Annotated in this window: 23 protein-coding genes and 1 pseudogene; 14 read left to right on the top strand and 10 right to left on the bottom strand. The window is 34.8% G+C overall.

From position 1 onward, the window contains the following. Positions 1-64: 64 nt before the first annotated feature. Both YQ22_RS13625 and YQ22_RS13620 read left to right on the top strand, forming a co-directional pair. Positions 65-1,024, top strand: coding sequence for a glycosyltransferase family 2 protein (locus YQ22_RS13625; protein WP_071341625.1), 960 nt, complete (start codon positions 65-67; stop codon positions 1,022-1,024). Then, positions 1,008-1,904 (top strand): lysylphosphatidylglycerol synthase transmembrane domain-containing protein, encoded by an 897-nt coding sequence (locus tag YQ22_RS13620; RefSeq protein WP_071341624.1) that lies wholly within the window; start codon positions 1,008-1,010, stop codon positions 1,902-1,904. The genes YQ22_RS13625 and YQ22_RS13620 overlap by 17 nt, the downstream gene beginning before the upstream one ends. Here the strand turns inward: YQ22_RS13620 and YQ22_RS13615 are convergent. From YQ22_RS13615 to YQ22_RS13600, 4 genes are read right to left on the bottom strand one after another with little or no spacing between them, the layout of a single operon-like run. Continuing rightward, complete coding sequence (locus tag YQ22_RS13615; protein ID WP_071341623.1) at positions 1,901-3,559, bottom strand: ArnT family glycosyltransferase; 1,659 nt, start codon at positions 3,557-3,559, stop codon at positions 1,901-1,903. The genes YQ22_RS13620 and YQ22_RS13615 overlap by 4 nt on opposite strands. Further along, positions 3,556-4,125 carry a phosphatase PAP2 family protein gene (locus tag YQ22_RS13610; RefSeq protein WP_071341622.1) on the bottom strand — a complete coding sequence of 190 codons (570 nt, stop codon included), beginning with the start codon at positions 4,123-4,125 and terminating at the stop codon, positions 3,556-3,558. Before YQ22_RS13610 ends, YQ22_RS13615 begins: the two co-directional genes overlap by 4 nt. 5 nt (positions 4,126-4,130) lie before the next feature. Further along, positions 4,131-4,358: a hypothetical protein gene (locus YQ22_RS13605; RefSeq protein WP_071341621.1), complete on the bottom strand. Its 228-nt coding sequence runs from the start codon at positions 4,356-4,358 to the stop codon at positions 4,131-4,133. 53 nt (positions 4,359-4,411) lie between these two features. Beyond that, on the bottom strand, positions 4,412-5,779 hold the full coding sequence (locus YQ22_RS13600; RefSeq protein WP_071341620.1) for an MATE family efflux transporter: 1,368 nt from the start codon (positions 5,777-5,779) through the stop codon (positions 4,412-4,414). 350 nt (positions 5,780-6,129) lie between these two features. Here YQ22_RS13600 and YQ22_RS13595 point away from each other — a divergent pair, with 350 nt between their 5' ends. After that, complete coding sequence (locus tag YQ22_RS13595; protein ID WP_083414260.1) at positions 6,130-6,534, top strand: response regulator; 405 nt, start codon at positions 6,130-6,132, stop codon at positions 6,532-6,534. A 3-nt stretch (positions 6,535-6,537) separates the two neighbouring features. Here the strand turns inward: YQ22_RS13595 and mazG are convergent, their stop codons facing one another. After that, complete coding sequence (gene mazG, locus YQ22_RS13590; RefSeq protein ID WP_071341618.1) at positions 6,538-7,314, bottom strand: nucleoside triphosphate pyrophosphohydrolase; 777 nt, start codon at positions 7,312-7,314, stop codon at positions 6,538-6,540. 174 nt (positions 7,315-7,488) lie between these two features. Here mazG and YQ22_RS13585 point away from each other — a divergent pair, with 174 nt between their 5' ends. The 6 genes from YQ22_RS13585 (at position 7,489) to YQ22_RS13560 (ending at position 13,406) form a co-directional block, all read left to right on the top strand. Further along, on the top strand, positions 7,489-8,322 hold the full coding sequence (locus tag YQ22_RS13585) for a sugar phosphate isomerase/epimerase family protein (protein ID WP_071341617.1): 834 nt from the start codon (positions 7,489-7,491) through the stop codon (positions 8,320-8,322). Between the two features lie 9 nt (positions 8,323-8,331). Further along, a complete protein-coding gene (locus YQ22_RS13580; RefSeq protein ID WP_071341616.1) occupies positions 8,332-9,231 on the top strand; it encodes an SMP-30/gluconolactonase/LRE family protein in 900 nt (299 codons plus the stop codon). Positions 9,232-9,439: 208 nt separating this feature from the next. After that, positions 9,440-10,201, top strand: a complete 762-nt coding sequence (locus YQ22_RS13575; RefSeq protein ID WP_257786216.1) for an MIP/aquaporin family protein — start codon at positions 9,440-9,442, stop codon at positions 10,199-10,201. A 10-nt stretch (positions 10,202-10,211) separates the two neighbouring features. After that, positions 10,212-11,087, top strand: coding sequence for an alpha/beta hydrolase (locus YQ22_RS13570; protein ID WP_071341614.1), 876 nt, complete (start codon positions 10,212-10,214; stop codon positions 11,085-11,087). Positions 11,088-11,093: 6 nt separating this feature from the next. Further along, entirely contained in the window at positions 11,094-11,783 is a 690-nt protein-coding gene (locus YQ22_RS13565) for an SGNH/GDSL hydrolase family protein (protein WP_071341613.1), read from the top strand. Positions 11,784-11,795: 12 nt separating this feature from the next. Then, positions 11,796-13,406, top strand: a complete 1,611-nt coding sequence (locus YQ22_RS13560) for a family 20 glycosylhydrolase (RefSeq protein ID WP_071341612.1) — start codon at positions 11,796-11,798, stop codon at positions 13,404-13,406. Between the two features lie 71 nt (positions 13,407-13,477). On the opposite strand, the gene YQ22_RS13555 is transcribed toward YQ22_RS13560, so the two are convergent. From YQ22_RS13555 to ruvX, 3 genes are read right to left on the bottom strand one after another with little or no spacing between them, the layout of a single operon-like run. Next, positions 13,478-13,906 (bottom strand): DUF5606 family protein, encoded by a 429-nt coding sequence (locus YQ22_RS13555; protein ID WP_071341611.1) that lies wholly within the window; start codon positions 13,904-13,906, stop codon positions 13,478-13,480. Between the two features lie 60 nt (positions 13,907-13,966). Next, positions 13,967-14,557 carry a peptide deformylase gene (gene def, locus YQ22_RS13550; RefSeq protein WP_058103515.1) on the bottom strand — a complete coding sequence of 197 codons (591 nt, stop codon included), beginning with the start codon at positions 14,555-14,557 and terminating at the stop codon, positions 13,967-13,969. Beyond that, positions 14,558-14,968 (bottom strand): Holliday junction resolvase RuvX, encoded by a 411-nt coding sequence (gene ruvX, locus YQ22_RS13545; RefSeq protein ID WP_071341610.1) that lies wholly within the window; start codon positions 14,966-14,968, stop codon positions 14,558-14,560. Between the two features lie 99 nt (positions 14,969-15,067). On the opposite strand from ruvX, the gene YQ22_RS13540 reads away from it, so the two are divergent. Further along, positions 15,068-15,883, top strand: a complete 816-nt coding sequence (locus YQ22_RS13540) for a 2,3,4,5-tetrahydropyridine-2,6-dicarboxylate N-succinyltransferase (protein ID WP_071341609.1) — start codon at positions 15,068-15,070, stop codon at positions 15,881-15,883. 3 nt (positions 15,884-15,886) lie between these two features. On the opposite strand, the gene YQ22_RS13535 is transcribed toward YQ22_RS13540, so the two are convergent. Continuing rightward, a complete protein-coding gene (locus YQ22_RS13535) occupies positions 15,887-16,849 on the bottom strand; it encodes a beta-1,6-galactofuranosyltransferase (RefSeq protein ID WP_232231192.1) in 963 nt (320 codons plus the stop codon). 217 nt (positions 16,850-17,066) lie between these two features. Here YQ22_RS13535 and glf point away from each other — a divergent pair, with 217 nt between their 5' ends. The 3 genes from glf to YQ22_RS19450 all read left to right on the top strand — a co-directional run bounded on the left by glf (position 17,067) and on the right by YQ22_RS19450 (position 19,255). Next, positions 17,067-18,179, top strand: a complete 1,113-nt coding sequence (gene glf / locus YQ22_RS13530; protein WP_071341608.1) for a UDP-galactopyranose mutase — start codon at positions 17,067-17,069, stop codon at positions 18,177-18,179. A 159-nt stretch (positions 18,180-18,338) separates the two neighbouring features. Further along, the gene (locus YQ22_RS13525; protein WP_071341607.1) at positions 18,339-19,133 is read left to right on the top strand and encodes a glycosyltransferase family 2 protein; all 795 of its coding nucleotides are present in this window, start codon (positions 18,339-18,341) and stop codon (positions 19,131-19,133) included. Further along, positions 19,133-19,255: a hypothetical protein gene (locus tag YQ22_RS19450; RefSeq protein ID WP_394332426.1), complete on the top strand. Its 123-nt coding sequence runs from the start codon at positions 19,133-19,135 to the stop codon at positions 19,253-19,255. The genes YQ22_RS13525 and YQ22_RS19450 overlap by 1 nt, the downstream gene beginning before the upstream one ends. 342 nt (positions 19,256-19,597) lie before the next feature. On the opposite strand, the pseudogene YQ22_RS19445 reads toward YQ22_RS19450, so the two are convergent. Next, positions 19,598-19,933, bottom strand: a pseudogene (locus YQ22_RS19445) (glycosyltransferase); the annotation flags it as partial. A gap of 98 nt (positions 19,934-20,031) precedes the next feature. Between YQ22_RS19445 and YQ22_RS13515 the strand changes: the two are divergent. After that, positions 20,032-20,862 carry a hypothetical protein gene (locus tag YQ22_RS13515; RefSeq protein WP_058103522.1) on the top strand — a complete coding sequence of 277 codons (831 nt, stop codon included), beginning with the start codon at positions 20,032-20,034 and terminating at the stop codon, positions 20,860-20,862. The last annotated feature ends 16 nt before the right edge of the window (positions 20,863-20,878 follow it).

Here is a 20,878-nt window from a genome sequence, read left to right as displayed (position 1 = left end):
GTGTTACAGTAGACCTTCTTTAGTTTAAAAAACATAACTTTGCATTGATTTCAAAAACAACCCAATGCAGCCTGTTACCACTTCTCTACTTTCGGTAGTTGTTCCTTTATATAATGAGGAAGATAATGTTACTCTTTTAACCCAAAAAATTCACGAAAGTTTGGTAGGTTATGACTATCAAATCATTTACGTTGATGATTTTTCAAAAGACAAAACCAAGAAAGTAGTAAAAGATTTAAAAGATGACAAGGTGCATCTTATAGAACTAAAGAAAAATTACGGACAAAGTTTGGCGTTGGCAGCAGGTATAGATTATGCCGAAGGAGAATATATCATTACTATGGATGGGGATTTGCAAAATGACCCTTCTGATATTCCCCAAATGCTAACCTATGCCGTAAGTGGCGAGTATGATGTTGTTACCGGTATTCGTCAAAAAAGAAAAGACTCTCTAGTTAAGAAAATACCCTCTAAAATTGCCAATTTCTTGGTTCGGCGTGTTACCAAACTAGATATCAAGGACAATGGTTGTGCCTTGAAGGTTTTTACAAGAGATATTGCCAAGGATTTAAATCTTTATGGAGAAATGCACAGGTTTATAACCCTATTGGCATTTCTTGAAGGAGGACAGATAAAGCAAGTACCCGTAAAACACCATGCACGTAATGCAGGGGTTTCTAAATATGGGTTGGAACGTGTATTTAAAGTAGTTGCAGATATGATGCTGTTACTATTTATTCGCAAATACTTTCAACGTCCAATTCACCTATTCGGTATTTCTGGTTCATTAATGATTATTATTGGTGTTTTTATTAATATATATCTATTGATCGTTAAGTTCGGCTTGGGCGAAGATATTGGTACAAGACCTTTATTAACAGTAGGTATGATGTTCATTTTTGCAGGTATTCAATTGTTTACAATAGGTATTGTTATGGAATTATTGATCAGAACCTATTATGAATCTCAGAACAAAAGACCGTACCGCATTAAAAAAGTAAGCGTAGGTGGCCAAGTTAAATAAGAAAGTAACTACCGTATTAAAAGTACTGATCAGTGCCGTTTTAATCTATTTTATTTTCACTAAAATCAATGTAAGTGAAATAAAGAGTATTCTGTCCACCAGTAATTTAATTTACTTATTACTGGGCTTACTATTCTTTGTCATCTCTAAGCTTGTAGCCGCAGTAAGATTAAATCTTTACTTTCATCGCTTGCAAATTATGCTTACCTACAAGAGCAACTTTAAGCTGTATCTATTAGGTATGTTCTATAACCTATTTTTACCTGGTGGTATAGGTGGTGATGCATACAAAGGGTATATCCTAAAAAAAACATTTGAAGTTAAGACCAAAAGGATCGTAAGCATACTTGTACTAGACCGTCTAGGAGGCTTACTACTATTATTTATCTATGCATGTTTGCTGCTTGGTATTCTGGATAACAAACTATTAACAGGTTATCATTGGATATTCTTTACTGCCATACCATTTTCTGTTGTTATTTTTTGGCTTCTGAATAAAAAATTCTTCAATTATGTACTACCCATATTTTGGAAATCAACAGTATTATCAGCGCTGGTACAACTTGCACAATTAATAAGTATTTGGTGTATTCTTTTAGCTCTTCATATTGATACCGATCAAATATCATATCTCATTATTTTCTTGATTTCGTCTATCGTAGCGGTAGTACCATTAACCTTAGGTGGTATTGGCAGTAGAGAAGTGACCTTTTTTTACGGAGCTAAGTTCTTAGAGCTTGATCAAAATGTATCTGTAAGTGTTAGTGTGCTTTTCTTTTTAATTACCGCCTTGGTATCTTTAATTGGGGTATGGTATCACTTCAAAAAAATTAAATTGCGGGTAATAGAAACACCTAAACAACAAACAAAAGAGGTTTAGTAAATATGTAACAAGTGCATTTTACGTGTCACCTTTTTACGCGTATTAGGGTTTAAGAATTTACCTTGCAAACGAGTAATTCTAAACTGATCTACAGAAAGTTGCGAATCCCAATCAAAACCTTGTTCCTGTAAGTTGGCCATTTCCTCATCATTTACGTAGACCCATATGTCTTTTTTGTTCTTCAACATTTCTGGAGACGTAATTTGAACAGGATAACGATTGTAAAAATCTAATGACCACGTATGTTCCTTACCTACCTTAAAAATTCGATCTACAGGAATATTCTTTTCCGCTATAATTTTTGACATTGATGAACCGGCTTGATAGTCTAATAAATTAGGATAAAAATGCAAGTTTAAAACGGCATTCAGCAATAACGAAGCGCATACTGAAATGGTAACCAGTTTCATAAAAACACCTTCTCTTTTAAGGGCATAGTACACAATAATAATTACCGCAACCAGTAAAAAGAAATAAGCCACCATACTACGTAACTTAAACACATAGAAGCAAATTAAAGCTGAAGCAATAAAGACAATACTTAAAACAAAATATTGCCCGATCATTAAATATTTTACAGTCTTTGTATTACTAACAGTATATAGTTTATTAATATATGTCGCGGTAATTACAGCGAATAACGGGATTGTAATATTTAAATAATGAGGAAGTTTAAACTGGGCAAAACTGATGATTATGAATATTAAGGTTATACCACCTATGGTTAAAAATTCCGACCCATTTGCATACTTAAATTTTTGACCGATGAATGTTCTTATTTTACTATAAAAGGCAACAATACCCAAAATAGTCCATGGTAGAAACACCCATAAAAATGTGTGAAAAAAGAAAAAGTAATCACTGCTATTCTTTCCAATGCCTTCACCGCTTAACCTTTCAAAACTCTGTTCCCAAAAAATAAAGAATAAGCCACTTCGGTTAGCCTTACCACGAATAACTTTTTCCGGATGCAAATCGAACTGAAGATAGTAAGCATACAACATTGGAGTTATCGTCACTGCAAAAACCAATAGCGCCACTAATACCTTATAGCTTATAAAAGCCTTCCATTTTCCTGTGTAAAACAAATGACATAAGATGGGCAGACCAATAACCAATAACGCTATTTGACCTTTGGTAGAGAAGGCAATACCGGCCGCAAACGCTCCAATAATTATAGCCCTTGCGCTACCTTTCTCTATATATGTGGCTAGTTGCCATATAGCTAGAATACTAAAGCCCGTTAAAACTGCATCGGTACGCACGTCAATTGCCCCAAGTACGATCGTCTGTGCAGTCATAAATATCAAAGCAGAAAGTTTACCTACATTTTTATTATATAGTAAACTCCCTAAACCATAACAACTATAGGCTGCCAATAAGGTGGCCAATATTCCAGGAATTCTGTAAGACCACTCATGTATACCAAAGATCTTATAGGAAAGAGCTGCCAACCAGTAATGCATGTGCGGTTTATCCAAATACTCTTCCGGTCCTTTAAAAAGGCTAAAAAAATCACTTTCCTGCACCATTCTCATGGCCATTACAGAAAATTGGGCGGAATCATTTTCAAATAACGTTACAAACATACCTGCAACGTATACCAAAAAAACTAAAACAATTAAAAACCAGTACCTTAGATTAGATATCATAGGGAGAATTTGCGAAGTGCAAATATAAATAACTTTACAAACAACCAGCCGAACAAAGAGCCTATAAAAGCCCCTGTCAAAATATCCAAAGGAAAATGAACGCCAATGTATACACGGCTATACGCGACCAAAGCAGTCCACAACACCAAAAACACACCCAAATACCTTACACTTGATTTAAGAATACTACCAAAAAAAACTGCTAAAGCAAAAGAGTTAGAGGCATGAGCCGAAAAATACCCGAATTTGCCACCACAATAACTCTTTACCAGTCTCATGTAAGGAGCTATCTCCGGATCATGGCAAGGTCTTAGCCTTGCCACCCCATACTTAAAGAAGTTACCCAATTGATCAGTAACCGTAATTAAAAGGGCCACAGTAAACAAAAGCACCAAAGTCTTCTTGGTCCCATATTTCTGAAAGGAAAGAATGAGCAAAAAAAGGTAAAGTGGTATAGCACTGAATTTGTTGGAAACAAACTGAAAAAAATTGTCCCAATTCTTATTACCTAGTCCGTTGAGGTATAAAAAGAAATCTTGATCTAACTGTAAAAGCTCTTCAAGCATAGTAGTTAATCTTCGTACCTTGAAACTTCGCGATCGTAAAAAGCAGTTGCGGCCTCAATTAAATTTTCAGCTTCGTCTTCCAACTCTTTTTCATCTTCCTTGGAGAATTCTTCAAGCCATTCTACCTCATCATTTTCAAGATTGATTATAAATCGAGGAAACTCGGTATGCACAACAAAAATTGCCGTTGGATAATCAGTATTATCGCCCAATAAAAATTTTGGAAATTCCATAAAAATCTGGTCTATAAGTTGAATATAAACTGCTACAGAATAAAAATACGTTCTTAAGTAGCAATTAGTTTTTTAGTTAAATAATTAAATCGAAGATACAACATAATAGCTGATGCCGTAAGCCCTGTGAGCAATCCTACCCAAATTCCCGTACTTCTTAAATCAGTATGAAGACATAGATAATAACTCACCGGAAAGCCAATAATCCAATAAGATATAAATGTAATCAATGTAGGGACCTTTACATCTTGCAAACCACGTAAAGCACCTAAAACTACCACTTGTACCCCATCTGAAATTTGAAAGAAAGCGGCTACCAATAACAACTCTGCGGCAATGATCAATACTTCTGTATTATCCGCAAAATTGGTCATATCATCAATATCTAAATATAAAGATGGAAACCAGTGTCTACCTATCAAGAACAATGCGGCAAATACAATTTCCAGCAAAAATGTCAATAAGAAAATAGACTGGGCAATACGTCGTAATTCTTTAAAATTAGCCAAACCCTTTTGATTACCAACCCTAATCATTGCAGTTACCCCAAACCCCATTCCAAACATAAAGGTCATGCTGCTTAAATTAAGTGCAATTTGGTTTGCCGCTTGGGCATTTTTACCCAAAACCCCACTTAACCAAATAGCAGAGGTAAATATACCTACCTCAAAAAACATTTGTAAGGCAGATGGAAAACCTAACTCTACAATTTTTTGCATTACCGTCTTCTCCAAATTGGCAAAATTGAATTTAGTGACGTAATACTTGAACTTTTCTTTTGTTTTTAGGATGAACCATAAGTAGAGAACCATAAAGAATCTTGATACCAAAGTGCCTACGGCAGCACCAACAATTCCCATTTCTGGAAATCCAAAATTGCCAAAAATCAATAGGTAGTTCAAAACTATATTTATGACATTGGCAATAATAGTAGCATACATTGGGTATTTAGTTTGAGAAAGCCCCTCTGAAAACTGCTTAAATGCTTGGAAAACAATAAGGGGTACCAAAGAAAATGCTACTAAATCTAAATAGGGCAATGCCAACTCAACCACTTCCAATGGTTGTTTCATGGCATACATAATTGGTTTTGACAATAGAATTAAACCAAACAATGACAACCCCAAAACAGTACATAAAACAAGACCATGTTTTAGGGCGCTTTTGGCATTTTCTTTATTACCTGCTCCATCTGCTTCAGCTACTAAAGGTGTAATTGCGGTTGAAAAACCAATACCTAATGACATGGCAATAAAAACAAAACTATTACCCAAAGATACCGCAGCCAATTCCGCTGTGCCCAATTGACCAACCATAATATTGTCTGCCAACTGTACAAAGGTGTGACCCAACATTCCTAAAATTACCGGAACAGAAAGCTTAATGTTATATCGAAATTCCTTCGTGTAGTTCTTTAACAAAACTGAATCTAATTTTTAACAAAGGTACCGCTAATTGAACAATATTTTTTTGCTTTCAGCCAGTTAAAATCATTGAATTTTACAGCACTAGTTGCTCTAATCCATCAGCATACAAGATGGTGGGTAACAAATAAATTTTACAATAAATTAAAATTAAATTAACCATTCAAAAGTTAGAACAAATTATTATAAAACACTCAAAATCATTAATTTAAATCAAAAAATTGATTGAAAATCCTACTAGGGAAATAAGTTAAAATTTGACCTATTCGCTATTCAACTAACACAAAAGATACTATTATGCATTAGCGATTCGTTATATACACCTAACACACCAATTACCATTAATTATGTCCCAAGACCCATTAATTTGGATTATAGACGATGACGATATATCTAAATATGTAATGAAACGTTATTTAAAACAATTATCCGCAAGTAGAATTGTTGACTTTCCAGATTCTTTACAGCCCTTAAAATTCATACAGGATAACGTTAATGCCATTGAAGATTTACCCGATGTAATTTTTCTTGACCTTCACATGCCTATTTTAAACGGTTTCGATTTTATTAGGGACTTTCAACAAGTAGCGTCCAAAATAAATAAGAAAATTAAAATTGTCATGTTAACCTCATCTATAAACGCAGAAGATGTAGAAATAGCAAAGAGCTTTCCTGAAATCTCAAATTATTTCATAAAACCTATAAAACATAGAGATCTAGAGAAAATCATGGACGTTGAACTTAATAACTAAAAATTACTCATAGGTCTTAGCTTTATTCCAATAGATATCCATTTCCTCTAAGGTCATATCTTTCATATCCTTGCCTATTTCCTTTGCGCTATTTTCTAAATATTGAAAACGCTTAATAAATTTCTTATTGGTTCTTTCCAGCGCATTTTCTGGATTAACCCCCAAAAATCTAGCGTAATTGATCATTGAAAAAAGTACGTCACCAAATTCAGCTTCGATCTTTTCAAGATCACCTTTTTGCACCTCTTCTTGAAGCTCTCCTAATTCTTCCTGTACCTTTTCAAAAACTTGTTGTGGTTCTTCCCAATCAAACCCTACTCCCGCTACCTTGTCTTGTATTCTATTTGCTTTCACTAGAGCCGGCAAACTCCTTGGAACCCCTTCCAATACACTTTTCTTACCTTCTTTTAACTTGATCTGCTCCCAATTTCTTTTAACGTCATCTTCATTTAACACCTTAACGTCTCCGTAAATGTGTGGGTGTCTATTCACCAATTTATCGCAAATGGCATTAGCTACATCAGCTATATCAAAATCATTGGTTTCAGACCCAATTTTTGAATAGAATATAATATGCAACAGTACATCTCCCAATTCCATTTTCACCTCATTAAGGTCATTATCTAAAATGGCATCACCCAACTCATAGGTTTCTTCTATGGTCAAATGTCTAAGGGATTGCATGGTCTGCTTTTTATCCCAAGGGCATTGCTCCCGTAATTCGTCCATGATAGTCAATAATCGATCAAGTGCCTGTAATTGTTCCTTTCTATTGTTCATGAATGCGGTTTTCACAAAAGTAAGCAACCATAGATTCTCTCGCTAAAAATCCTGTTTTGTTTTCGTACATTTAAAATCATAAGTAGTTATCATCATTTGCACTACTCATGCAACCATTACAAATGAAATTACAATTGCTAAAACAACAACTAACAACAATAGATTATCACACCTATGAAAACACGCAGAAATTTTCTTAAACGGGCAGGTCTGTTCAGTGCTGCCACCCTTTTAACGCCTCAGCTTAATTTAGCATTTCCTAAAAATTCAATATACGGCGTACAGCTTTATTCATTTAGAGAAGCCATGTTGAAAAATCCTAAAAAAGCCTTGGAAACAATTGCAAACTTAGGTTTTAAGGAAATTGAAAGTGCAGGGTCAAATAAAGGCTATTACTATGGTTTATCACCTGTGGAAATGGGAGAAACCTGTAAAGCATTGGGCATGACACTTACCAGTGGCCATGTACATTTAGATGATAAATTTGAACGAACTATAGCAGATGCAGTAGCATCTGGACAGGAATATTTGATTTGTTCGTCGTTAACTTCTAAAGGACAAACTATAGATAATTACAAAAGGGTTGCTGAAAAGTTCAATATCGCTGGTGAAGCATGTAAAAGGCAAGGTTTAAAATTTGGCTATCATAATCATGAATATGAATTTGAATCTGAAAAAGGAGAGATTCTTTATGATGTTCTTATGGATAATACCCAAAAGGATTTAGTGCATATGGAACTTGATTTGGGTTGGGTGGTTGTTGCCGATAAAGACCCCTTACATTATTTTAAAAAATACCCGGGCAGGTTTCCGTTATGGCATTTGAAGGATATGAATATGCATGAAAAAGTAAGTACTGAATTTGGTAAAGGAGTGCTTGACATACCTTTAATGCTTGAGTTAAAAGAATTATCTGGTGTTGAACATATTTACATTGAACAAGAAGAATATAGTAGCACACCTATAGAAAGCATGCAGTATAATATGAATTATTTAAAGAATCTATAAGCTTCACACATGAAAACCAAGTATACCATAATCAGTTCTCTTGCCTTAGGCATTCTTGTATTCTCTTGTAAAGCCCAACATTCATCTATAATAGCAGACGATGCGTTGCTCGTTAAAGTAGATAGTACATACAGTTTTACAGAGGGTCCGGCCTCAGATAAAGATGGCAATGTTTATTTTACCGATCAACCAAATGATAAAATAATTAAGTGGCATGCAAATGACAATTCGGTAAGTATATTCAAAGAACCTTCGGGCAGGGCCAACGGTCTATATTTTGACCATGACGGAAATTTATTGGCTGCTGCAGACGAAAATAATGAACTATGGAGAATTGACAGTAACGGAAATGTTGATACCCTATTAACTTCTTTTGAAAATAAAAAACTTAATGGTCCTAATGATATTTGGGTAGATTTAAAAGGTGGTATCTATTTTACCGACCCCTATTACCAAAGAGAATACTGGACAAGAACTAAGGCAGAAATTTCAGAAAAGAATGTGTATTACATATCTCCAGATGGAAAAGAGGTATCTATTATAGCTTCTGGTTTTGTTCAGCCCAATGGTATCATAGGTACTCCAGATGGTAAAACACTTTACGTTGCTGATATTGGGGATAAAAAAACATATGCTTACACCATACAACCTAATGGAACCCTAACAGGTAAAAAACTTTTCACCAATATGGGTTCAGATGGCATGACCATTGACAATAAAGGCAATATATACCTTACAGGTGATGGTGTTACTGTTTTTAACAAGAAAGGCGAACAAATACATCATATTCCTATAAACGAAAACTGGACGGCCAATATCACTTTTGGAGGTAAGGACCAAAACATACTATTCATTACGGCAATGGGTGCTATTTACACTCTAAAAATGAATGTGAAAGGTGTTAGGTAATAGCTGAATACGGCTATTGAAACATATAAGCTGCAATAATTCTAAAAGGAGAGATTACATTTGATTATTTGCCCAAAACCTAATTAAATAAATCAAACACATTGATCAGCAATTAAAGGTCTCATGTAAAAAACGCATTTACAATGACCTTATATTATCATATATTCAATAAAAGGATTTAAAAATTTATAATTCCTCGATTTTAATTATCTTAAACGACTTAAAATCCAACCAAACTATGATAACATATATTTTTGAATTTATTGGAACCGCATTACTCATTTTAATAGGAAATGGTATTGTTGCCAATTTAGTTTTAAAAGGTACCAAAGGAAGCGATTCTGGCTGGACAGGAATATCCCTAGCTTGGGGTATAGCCGTTTTTATTGGTGTTTTTGTTTCCGCAGATACCAGCGGTGCCCATTTAAACCCAGCTGTCACTATTGGTTTGGCCGTAGCCGGTAAATTTTCATGGTCATTGGCACCTGGCTATATCCTAGCTCAAATTTTAGGGGCAATGATGGGAAATTTTTTGGTATGGCTCAATTATAAAAAACAATATGAAGCAACAGAAGATACAAGTGCTATTTTAGCCACCTTTTCTACATCGCCCGCCATTAGAAGTCCGTTTTGGAATATGGTTACAGAAATCATAGGTGCATTCGCCTTAGTATTCGGTGTATTTTATATTGCCGGTGGAACTGTAGGCGATAGTCCGGTTTCTTTAGGTTCATTAGATGCCCTACCAGTAGCCTTATTGGTAATGGGTATAGGTTTTGGATTAGGAGGCCCTACGGGATATGCTATAAATCCTGCCCGTGATTTTGGACCAAGATTATTACATTCCATTTTGCCCATTAAAAATAAAGGGAAAAGTGATTGGGGCTATGCATGGGTACCTATTGTAGGTCCTATAATTGGCGGAGTACTAGCCGCATTACTATTCATCCTTATTGAAACATTGCAATAAAAAATATATTATGAAGAAAATTATTTTAGTTACCTGTATTTTTATCTCCATGAATGTACTTGCACAAAAGATGGTAGATCTGCCCTTTGAAAAAAATGCCGATGTAACCTGGTCAACGGCAGAAAGAGAATACTATTCTGATATTTGGGAAAACGAAGTTATCACCAATGTTGCCGTACCACGATTAGAGGTATTTGAAGCTGACCAACCAAACGGCACCAGTGTCATTGTTGCACCAGGTGGCGGACTTTACGGCCTAAGTATTGAAAGCGAAGGTAGACAAGTTGCAAAGTGGTTGAATAAAAAAGGTATCACTGCTTTTGTTTTAAAATATAGGTTAGTACCTACCGGTATTGATGGTATAAAGGAGATTACCGATGAAGGAGCAACCAACCCGGCTAAAATAGGTGAAAGGGTAACGCCCGTTTTACCTTTATCTATTGCGGATGGGCTTTCTGCCATTACATATGTAAGAACCAATGCTAGTAATATGAAATTGGACCCCAATAAAATTGGCTTTATGGGTTTCTCCGCTGGCGGGGCCGTTACCATGGGAGTTACATTTAATGCAACGGAAAACAACAGACCAAACTTCATAGTACCAGTTTATCCTTGGATGACAGTTTTAGGGGAATATAGTGTACCGCAAGATGCGCCGCCTATGTTGGTAATTTGTGCATCTGATGATCCTTTAGGATTAGCTAAACCAAGTGCCGACTTATATTCCGCATGGTTAACAAATGGCAAAAATACCGCTATGCATATGTATTCTAAAGGTGGACATGGATTTGGGATGAAAACCCAAAATTTAGCATCGGATAATTGGATATCACAGGTTTACCAATGGGCACTAACTGAAAAATTCACAGAAACCATTAATAAATAAAAAAGTATGTCTCAACAACAACTCAACCTTAAAACCATAAAAAAAATAAGAACACTTACTGTTCTTATTTTTTTTGTTTCCTTAACCAGTTTTGGGCAAGTAGAAAATGTATTCACAAAAGAGGTAAAGGACATCACCGCCAAGTATGACAGTATTTGGGATTCCAGTAAAGAGACCATTGTATTCACAGGTAGTTCAAGCGTACGCCTATGGAGAAAATTACAAGAGGAGTTTCCCGATCATCAAATCATCAATAGTGGTTTTGGAGGATCACAAGCATCTGACCTTTTATACTTTATAGATGAACTGATATTATCTTACAACCCTAAAAAGGTATTTATATATGAAGGTGATAATGATTTGTGGGCTAAAAAAAGACCTGCTGATGTTCTTGATACTACCGCAGATATCATCCGTCGAATAAAAGCAAAAAACTCCTCAACACAAGTTATATTAATATCGGCAAAACCAAGTATTAGCCGTTGGAAAATTCGAGGAAAATATAAAAGGTTGAATAGAAAAATGGAACGTTTTACCCAAGACGACCCAAATTTGTTCTATGTAGATGTATGGAAACCTATGTTGAACAAACGAAAACTAAAAACCGATATTTTTATTGAAGACGGTTTACATATGAACCAAAAAGGTTATGATATTTGGTATGCAGCCATGAAAGATTTAGTAAACCAACCTTAATTATTCAACAAAATGAAAACCTTTTGTATTCGAAGTCTATTTTTCACAAGTTTAATGCTATTATTCTTTGCTTGTGCAGAGAAGAAGAAAGAACGAATTGCAATGCCTAGCACTGATTTATCTAAAGTTAGTCTAATACCCAAACCTTTAAAAACCATACCTACAAATTCTGCATTTGCATTAGATCAATTTACGGCAATATACACTTCTAAAAATGCAACTGGCTTTGAAGAGGTTGGTACGTTCTTAGCTACTAAATTAAAAGACAAAATTAACCTGAGTATACCCGTAAATAGTGAAGGTTCTAACACGGTAGAACGTGTAATCTACATCAACCAAAGTGACAGTACCGATTTAGAAACACCAGAAGCCTACCAATTATATATTAACCAAGATTCTATCATCATAAACTCCAATACCGCAGAAGGTGCGTTTAGAGGTATACAAACCTTAAGACAATTGGTGCCGCTTAAAAGTAATGACACTTTGGCTCCACAGAAAATATGGCCAGTACCATCGGGTAAAATAATTGATAACCCAAATTTTGCCTACCGAGGTTCTATGTTAGATGTTGCAAGACATTTTTTTAGTGTAGATGATGTAAAGAAATATATAGACCTATTATCATATTACAAGATAAACGTTCTTCACTTACACCTTAGTGATGACCAAGGTTGGCGTATAGAAATAAAATCTTGGCCCAAGCTTACAGAAATTGGCGGAAGCACTGAAGTTGGTGGCGAAGCAGGAGGATTTTATACTCAAGAAGATTATAAGGAAATTGTGCGTTATGCAGCGGAAAGGTATATGACCATTATACCAGAGATTGATATGCCGGGCCATACCAATGCCGCTTCGGTTTCATATCCTTTTTTAAACGGAAACGGAAAAACACCTAAACTGTACGAAGGTATGCGTGTTGGTTTTAGCACGTTTGACACAAGAAAAGATACCGTGTATGCATTTATAGATGATGTAGTAGAAGAAATTGCTGCCATTACGCCTGGTCCATACTTTCATGTAGGTGGAGATGAAAGCCATGTAACTAAAAAGAAGGATTACATACACTTTATAAATAAGGTAGAAAAAATAGTTCAAAAACATGGCAAACGAATGATCGGATGGGATGAAGTTGCCATTGCAGATGTAGATTCAACCTCAATTTCACAATGGTGGGCCAGTGAGGAAAATGCTAAAAAAGCAGTTGACAAAGGCATGCAAATTATAGTGTCCCCTGCAAAGAAAGCATACTTGGATATGGAGTATGATACCCTTTCTAAATTCGGGTTGCACTGGGCAGCATATATACCGGTAGATACCGCATACATTTGGACACCAGAAGAATATGGTATTCCGTTAGAAAATATTTTAGGTGTAGAAGCGCCTCTTTGGTCAGAAACCATTAGTAATATTGATGAGCTAGAGTATTTGGCTTTTCCTAGAATTATTGGCTATTCTGAACTTAGTTGGAGTATAAAGGAAAACAGAAATTGGGAAAACTATAAAGTAAGACTGGCAGACCAAGCTCCATTTTTAGATCGTATGGACGTTAAGTACTATCCTTCTGCTCTAATTGATTGGAAGAAAAGTGAATATACCTATGAAACCATAGAAAAAGACTAAAGATTAATAGTCCATTAAAAAAGCCTTGATCGTTGAGACCAAGGCTTTTTTATTTATTATAACAATAAAGGTTATTCCTCCTCAGAAGCTTCTTCGTTGGCAACCTCTTCGCTAGAAAAATCGGTGATTTTATTATCTACCAATATATTGTACCATTGGATTACCTTTTTAATGTCACTAACATAAACGCGATCCTCATCGTAGTTAGGTAATACTTCAAAGAAGTATTCTTCTAATTTGATCTTCTCTTCTTTATGCCCAATAGATGTTTTACCACCATCTTCTTTTTCTTGTATTTTTTTGAATACATCTCTTAAAGGCACTTCCTCTTCAAGTGTGTAAATGGCAATTTCAGACAAAACACTAACGCTGCTACGTAAGCTTACCGTAATTCTTTTTCCATCTAACAAGGACTCCGCCACAAATCCTGTTCTAGTTTGGGTAATTAATTTATATAAACCTGGTTTTCCTGCAACGGATAAAATCTTCTCTAACCCCATATACTCTTTTAAAATTTTAGTCGACAAATATTATACTTTTCTATTAATTATGATATGATTTTAACGTCCTTTTTTTAATGACGGAAATTTCATTCTATATTCAACACTGATTTTTCCTTTTGAAATATTGGCCAATCTGCCCTTAATCATTCTTTTCTTTAAAGAAGACAATTTATCGGTAAACAGTACTCCTTCAATATGATCATACTCATGTTGAATTACACGTGCCAAAAGACCACTATACGTTTCTACATGTTCTTTAAAATTTTCGTCTAAATAACTGATCTTAATAGTTTCCTTTCTGCGAACATCTTCACGAACATCCGGTATACTTAAACAACCTTCGTTAAAAGCCCATTCTTCACCAGTTTCTTCTTCAATAGTCGCATTTATGAATACGCGTTTGAATCCGTCCAATTGCTTTTGTTCTTCCGGTGTTAAATCCTCATCACCACTAAATGGTGTTGAATCTACCAAGAATATACGTATTGGGAGCCCAATTTGAGGAGCCGCAAGACCTACGCCACTAGCATTGTACATGGTGTCCCACATGTTGGCAATCAATTCATTCAGTTTTGGATAATCTTTATCTATATCATCCGCAACTTTTCTTAATACGGGATCACCGTAGGCAATAATGGGTAATATCATTTAAACTGTTTTTAAAAAGTCTTGTAATATAATGGTTGCACTGATCTCATCTATCAATGCTTTGTTCTTTCTTTGTTTTTTCTTTAATCCGCTATCCAACATGGTCTGAAAAGCCATTTTAGAGGTAAAGCGCTCATCATGTCTTTTAATGGCCACCTTAGGAAATTTCCCTGCCAACTTCACTAAAAAAGGAGCAATATGTACTTCAGATTCAGAAGCGGTATTATCCATTTGTTTAGGTTCGCCCACAACTATGGTATCTACGTTTTCATTAGGTATATAGTCAGCTAAATATTCAAATATTTCAGATGTAGCAATAGTAGTTAAACCAAAAGCTATCATTTTCATATCATCGGTAACTGCCAGCCCAATACGTTTTTCTCCGTAATCAATTGCAAGGATCTTTCCCAAACTAAATTTTTGGCAAAAATAAAGGATAATTTGTTATATGTGCCCTTGACCATGGGTAATTACTGTACTTCAACTTATATTTGAGAAAATTTTATGAAAATGACAGAATTAAGAGCTCAAATAGAAAAAGCATGGGAAAATAGAGACCTTTTGAAGGAGTCTGCTACCCAAGATAGAATTAGAGAGGTTGTAAATCTTTTAGATTTAGGAAAATTGAGATGTGCCGAGCCTACTGAAGATGGATGGCAGATCAATGAATGGGTCAAGAAAGCGGTAGTTATGTATTTCCCTATTCAAAAAATGGAAACTTTAGAAGCTGGTATTTTTGAGTACCATGATAAAATGCCATTAAAAAAAGGGTACAAGGAAAAAGGAATTCGTGTAGTACCAAATGCCGTTGCAAGACATGGAGCATATATTTCAGCAGGTACCATTTTAATGCCTAGCTATGTAAATATTGGTGCTTATGTTGATGAAGGAACCATGGTAGATACCTGGGCAACAGTAGGTAGCTGTGCTCAAATAGGTAAAAATGTACACCTAAGTGGCGGTGTTGGTATTGGTGGTGTTTTAGAACCTTTACAAGCTTCGCCGGTCATCATAGAAGACGGTGCCTTTATTGGCTCCCGTTGTATTGTTGTAGAAGGTGTTAGAGTTGAAAAAGAAGCCGTTTTAGGTGCAAATGTTGTTTTGACCATGAGTACTAAAATAATTGATGTTACAGGCGAAACTCCGGTAGAGACCAAAGGTGTTGTCCCTGCTCGTTCAGTAGTTATACCTGGCAGTTACACCAAAAAATTCCCGGCTGGTGAATTCCAAGTACCATGTGCATTAATAATTGGTAAGCGTAAGGAAAGCACCAATAAAAAGACATCATTGAACGATGCACTAAGAGAGTATGATGTAGCGGTTTAAATTTTAAACCAATGCCACTACCTTGTTGATAGCTTGAGAAAGGTAATAACCGGAAGACACCTTCACCTTCACCTTTTCTACGTTAGAAACCATAGTAGCATAGTCTTTAGAATCAAGGTTAGCTAAAACAGTATCAAGTTCGTCTAAAGAATTTAAGGTAATACCTATTTGTTCTTTTTCAATGAATTTAGCGATAGCTGCTTTTTTCCAGACAATTACAGGTAATCCGCACAAGAGATATAAAGATGTCTTGTGCGGATTATTATATAACAGGTATTTACCAAAATCCCCTGAACATTCGGTCAAAGCATTACCGTTCCAAATTAAACCAAACGAACCTTCTATTTTATCAATTACTTCATCTGGTGAAAAAACACCTTGGTAATCGAGAATAGAATTAGTTTGCTCAGCATCAGCGGCATTGAAACCATTACCATACAATTTCAATTTATAATTTAAAGGGTTAAGGTTGTCCATACTATATAAAAACTCACTTTTTTCCTTTCCTAACCCACCTGCGAAGACTACATCGTAGGGAGTATTGAGCGTGGCATGCTTATTACTGGAATGAATATAATCGAACAATTCTAAGCTGACCAACTGTGCAGTACAACCATTATCCTGAAACCACTTTTTCATAGATTCGTTATGAACGATGATAAAATCAGCTTTATTAAACTTCGCCATTTCACCATTTAAATCTTTTGACTTCCCCATTAAAAATTTTACATCATGAATGATAATAATTAGTGTACATTTTTTTAAAGCAACGACGTTGGTGATATACCCAAAAAACTTACTCAACGGATATTGCATGCAAAAAACCGACTTTCTTGGCAAGCGAATTAACCCTTTTGTGATTCCGAAAAAACTAATAACCGCGCCTATAGCCGAACTGGGGTAATTACTTTGTTTAAAACCTAAATTTTTAAATCCGTTTTTTTCAAGAACTATCTCGCAGTCCATTTTTGGTTTAGAAGCCGCATTCTTTGAAAATTTATAATTCCTAGAAATAAAAAAGAGATTATTTGAATTCATGAAGGTATTAATTAAGCCATTTTTTGCCATGCAATTATACCATTTTAAAATAAAGTTTTTAAGTTAAAGCTTAAACAATTGTAAATATTTTCATGTTAATAAATTTAGATTTCAAACTGTATCTTTGAGCATTAAATTTTAAAAAATGGCATCCACAAAAAAGTATGATTTCCTTATTGTAGGCGCAGGTCTGTACGGGGCAGTTTTTGCCCATGAAGCAAAAAAAAGAGGTAAAACATGTTTAGTAGTAGATAAAAGGGAACATATAGGAGGTAATACATTTTGTAAAAAAATAGAAGATATCAATGTGCATGCCTACGGAGCACACATTTTCCATACCAACAACAAAAAAATTTGGGACTATGTAAACGACTTTGTGCCTTTTAATAGATATACAAATTCACCAGTTGCCAATTATAAAGGTTCATTGTTCAATTTGCCTTTTAACATGAATACTTTCCATCAGCTTTGGGGAGTAAAAACTCCTTCAGAAGCTAAAAACATAATAGAAGAGCAAAGCAAAAAACACCAAACAAAAAAACCTCAAAACTTAGAAGAGCAAGCGCTCTCATTGGTTGGTGAAGATATTTATTACAAACTGATCAAAGGGTATACAGAAAAGCAATGGGGAAGAAAAGCCACAGAATTACCTGCATTTATAATAAAACGTCTACCGGTAAGATTTACATTCGACAACAATTATTTTAATGATAGCTACCAAGGCATTCCAATAGGTGGATATAACGAACTTACTGGAGGGTTACTTGAAGGTATAGATGTACAGCTTTGTGTCAATTACTTTAAAGATAAAATTGCCCTTGATGGGATGGCACACAAAACGGTCTTTACAGGTAAAATTGATGAGTACTACGGTTATGAATTTGGCAAACTAGAATACCGAGGTTTACGTTTTGCCCATGAAGTTTTAGATATCGAAAACTTTCAAGGCAATGCAGTTATTAATTATACAGCAGTAGAAATACCATATACTAGAATTTTAGAACACAAACATTTTGAATTTGGGCAACAAAAGAAAACGGTCATAACAAAAGAATTTCCATTAGAGGCATCAACTGAATTAGAACCCTACTACCCCATTAACGACGATAAGAATAACAGTAGGTATTTAAAATATAAAAATAAGGCTTCCAAAGACTTAGTCATTTTTGGAGGTAGGCTAGCTGAATATAAATACTATGATATGCACCAGGTTATTGGAGCTGCGTTAGCAAAAACTAAAAAACTTTTTGATAATTGAACGCAACCATTCTAAAATATACCCTCTTATAAACTGAACCAAGTTATAATACCGGATTTTAAACCTGTAAGAATTTTACTTCTTGATACAATTTTTTAATTCTTTTTTTGTTATAACTTTGTTCGCTCCGATTAGAGCAAACCTATCAAATTGGATTGTATGATTACAAAAAAAGAACAACTTACCGCATTAGTAATTACGTATAATGAAATTGGTTTCATTGAAAAATGTATAGAATCTGTTTCTTTTGCTGACGAAATTATTGTAGTTGACTCTTTTAGTACTGACGGAACCTATGAATATTTAAAGGAACACCCTAAAGTAAAAGTCATTCAAAATCCGTTCGAAAACTTTACCGCTCAAAAATCTTTTGCTTTAAAACAGGCTAAAAACGACTGGGTTTTATTTTTAGATGCTGATGAGATTGTTTCTAAAGCTTTGCAAAATGAAATAGAAGAAACAATATCAAGTGGTACCGAAATTGCTGCTTTTTGGTTTTATCGACAGTTCATGTTCAAAAATGAAAAATTAAATTTCAGTGGATGGCAAACAGATAAAAACTACCGCCTTTTTAGAAAAAGTAAAGCTGTATTTTCCGATTGCAAAATTGTCCATGAAACATTGGACGTGGATGGTGATTCTGGTATTTTAAAAGAAAAACTAACACATTACTGTTATAAGAGTCACGAAGACTACAAAGGTAAAATGCTCAAATATGGTCGTTTAAAAGCTATTGAATCTTTTTACAAGGAAAAAAAATTCAGTTATATAATGATGGTCTTAAAAACTAGCTGGAAATTTTTTAACCACTATATATTAAGACTTGGTATACTTGACGGCAAAAAAGGCTTTACCATTTGTTATTTGAATTCTTTGGGCGTACTTGAACGCTATAGAGAGCTTAAAAGGTTAGAACAGAAAAATGAGCTTGCGTATTATTTGGTAATGCCATAGTGTGTCCACACACTTTTTTCCTTTTTGGTGGCATTTCTAATTCCAACATTTTTTGCAATAGACTCTGGTGTTTTGTAACCTCTTTTGTGGTCCAAATGAACACAAACAGCACTGTAACGTAATTGCTTTGATTTTATACCAAAATTAAATAACCTTTCACCCAATTCCCTGTCTTGTCCACCGTATTGCATACGCTCATCAAAACCGTTCACATTTTCAATATCTTTCTTCCAACCAGAAGAGTTATGACCGTTCCAACTAGCGTTGGTAGGTGTTACCCAGTTAAGGATTTTTGAAATGATCCCCCGAGCCGTCAACTTATTATTCTTGAATGTCTGCGGAATTCCTTTTTCTTTTAACCACTGAATATTAAAACAACGCTGCTTTTCAACATCCTCTAAAGTAATTAATTTAGAGATATTCATTGGTAGCATGTAATATCCACCAGAAATAAAATAACCAGGTTCTTTATTTATGTAGTGAACTTGAACAAAATCTTCTCGCGGTATACAATCACCATCGGTCATGATAATATAATCTGCAGAACAAGCCGTAACCGCTTTATTAAGTATCCTAGATTTTTGAAATCCGTCATCTTCTTGCCAAACATGAACTATGGGGTAATGAACCTTTTTTGCCATTTCTTCAAGAAGAATTTTGGTAGGTTCCTTTGAGCCGTCATCGGCAATAACCACTTCAAAGTCTTTGAAAATTTGTTGCTCAAAGCCCCAAAGTACCTTCTTCAACCACTCTTCGGCATTATATGTACTAACAATGATACTTATTTTAGGAATCTCCATGCTACGTTTCAAATTACTGCAAAAATATAAAACTCTTATCTATCTTTGACCAAGAAAAGATGCTCTATTAATAATAGATCAAAATACAGCAATGTAAAATGAAGCTAAAAGAAATACCGGTATCAATTTATAACGCTGCCAAACTTTTATCAATATCTTCTAAAAGTATGGTTAACGTACAGAAAGAAGAAATTCCTGTAATTGTTTCATTAACCTCCATTCCTTCTAGGTTGCATACGCTGCACTTGACCATAAGAAGTATCCTTAATCAAGAAGTAAGGCCTACAAAAATAGTATTATGGTTACATCACTCCTTAAAGGATGAAATTCCAGAAAAATTGGTATCATTAGAGTCTGATTTGTTTTCAATTTTATATTCAGATTTAACCTGCTCCCATAGAAAATTGGTTCATAGTTTAGAGCTTTACCCCAACGATATTATAATTACATGTGATGATGATATGATGTACAGAAAAAATTGGCTTCATTTATTATATCAAGAGCATAAAGCCAATTTAGACAAGGTAATAGCTAATCAAACTAGGTATATAAGTTATAGCTCAGCTGGAGAGTTACTTTCTTACAAAAGTTGGATCAAGGATAAAAACACCAAGAATAATGAAGACGCAATTATTGCAATTGGTGCAGAAGGGGTACTTTACCCTCCTAACTGCTTATCAAAAGAGGTTACAAATGCCGATCTATTTTTAGAATTAGCACCAAAAGCCGACGATTTGTGGTTTAAGGCTATGGCATATTTGCAAGGAACGAAAACAATATTAGCAGCGCATAGAGCAAAAACACCAATACCTATCATTGGGTCTCAAAAACAATCTTTGAAAAAATCGAACATAGGCGGGGATAAAAACAAAACTCAATGGCAAGCTATAACACAACATTATAATATAACACCAGATAAATTTCTTTAATTATACCCTATCAAAG

The organism is Maribacter sp. 1_2014MBL_MicDiv (assembly GCF_001865655.1).
GTDB classification, from domain to species: domain Bacteria; phylum Bacteroidota; class Bacteroidia; order Flavobacteriales; family Flavobacteriaceae; genus Maribacter; species Maribacter dokdonensis.
Note: the sequence above shows the minus strand (reverse complement) of the source record. Positions and strands in the feature narration are given on the sequence as shown.

Bases quoted from the DNA above. Each gene is read 5' to 3' on its own strand.
- YQ22_RS13625 (WP_071341625.1), top strand. From the start codon at position 65: ATGCAGCCTGTTACCACTTCTCTACTTTCGGTAGTTGTTCCTTTATAT.
- YQ22_RS13615 (WP_071341623.1), bottom strand. From the start codon at position 3,559: ATGATATCTAATCTAAGGTACTGGTTTTTAATTGTTTTAGTTTTTTTG.
- YQ22_RS13610 (WP_071341622.1), bottom strand. From the start codon at position 4,125: ATGCTTGAAGAGCTTTTACAGTTAGATCAAGATTTCTTTTTATACCTC.
- YQ22_RS13605 (WP_071341621.1), bottom strand. From the start codon at position 4,358: ATGGAATTTCCAAAATTTTTATTGGGCGATAATACTGATTATCCAACG.
- YQ22_RS13595 (WP_083414260.1), top strand. From the start codon at position 6,130: ATGTCCCAAGACCCATTAATTTGGATTATAGACGATGACGATATATCT.
- mazG (WP_071341618.1), bottom strand. From the start codon at position 7,314: ATGAACAATAGAAAGGAACAATTACAGGCACTTGATCGATTATTGACT.
- YQ22_RS13585 (WP_071341617.1), top strand. From the start codon at position 7,489: ATGAAAACACGCAGAAATTTTCTTAAACGGGCAGGTCTGTTCAGTGCT.
- YQ22_RS13580 (WP_071341616.1), top strand. From the start codon at position 8,332: ATGAAAACCAAGTATACCATAATCAGTTCTCTTGCCTTAGGCATTCTT.
- YQ22_RS13570 (WP_071341614.1), top strand. From the start codon at position 10,212: ATGAAGAAAATTATTTTAGTTACCTGTATTTTTATCTCCATGAATGTA.
- YQ22_RS13565 (WP_071341613.1), top strand. From the start codon at position 11,094: ATGTCTCAACAACAACTCAACCTTAAAACCATAAAAAAAATAAGAACA.
- YQ22_RS13560 (WP_071341612.1), top strand. From the start codon at position 11,796: ATGAAAACCTTTTGTATTCGAAGTCTATTTTTCACAAGTTTAATGCTA.
- YQ22_RS13555 (WP_071341611.1), bottom strand. From the start codon at position 13,906: ATGGGGTTAGAGAAGATTTTATCCGTTGCAGGAAAACCAGGTTTATAT.
- def (WP_058103515.1), bottom strand. From the start codon at position 14,557: ATGATATTACCCATTATTGCCTACGGTGATCCCGTATTAAGAAAAGTT.
- YQ22_RS13540 (WP_071341609.1), top strand. From the start codon at position 15,068: ATGACAGAATTAAGAGCTCAAATAGAAAAAGCATGGGAAAATAGAGAC.
- YQ22_RS13535 (WP_232231192.1), bottom strand. From the start codon at position 16,849: ATGGACTGCGAGATAGTTCTTGAAAAAAACGGATTTAAAAATTTAGGT.
- glf (WP_071341608.1), top strand. From the start codon at position 17,067: ATGGCATCCACAAAAAAGTATGATTTCCTTATTGTAGGCGCAGGTCTG.
- YQ22_RS13525 (WP_071341607.1), top strand. From the start codon at position 18,339: ATGATTACAAAAAAAGAACAACTTACCGCATTAGTAATTACGTATAAT.
- YQ22_RS13515 (WP_058103522.1), top strand. From the start codon at position 20,032: ATGAAGCTAAAAGAAATACCGGTATCAATTTATAACGCTGCCAAACTT.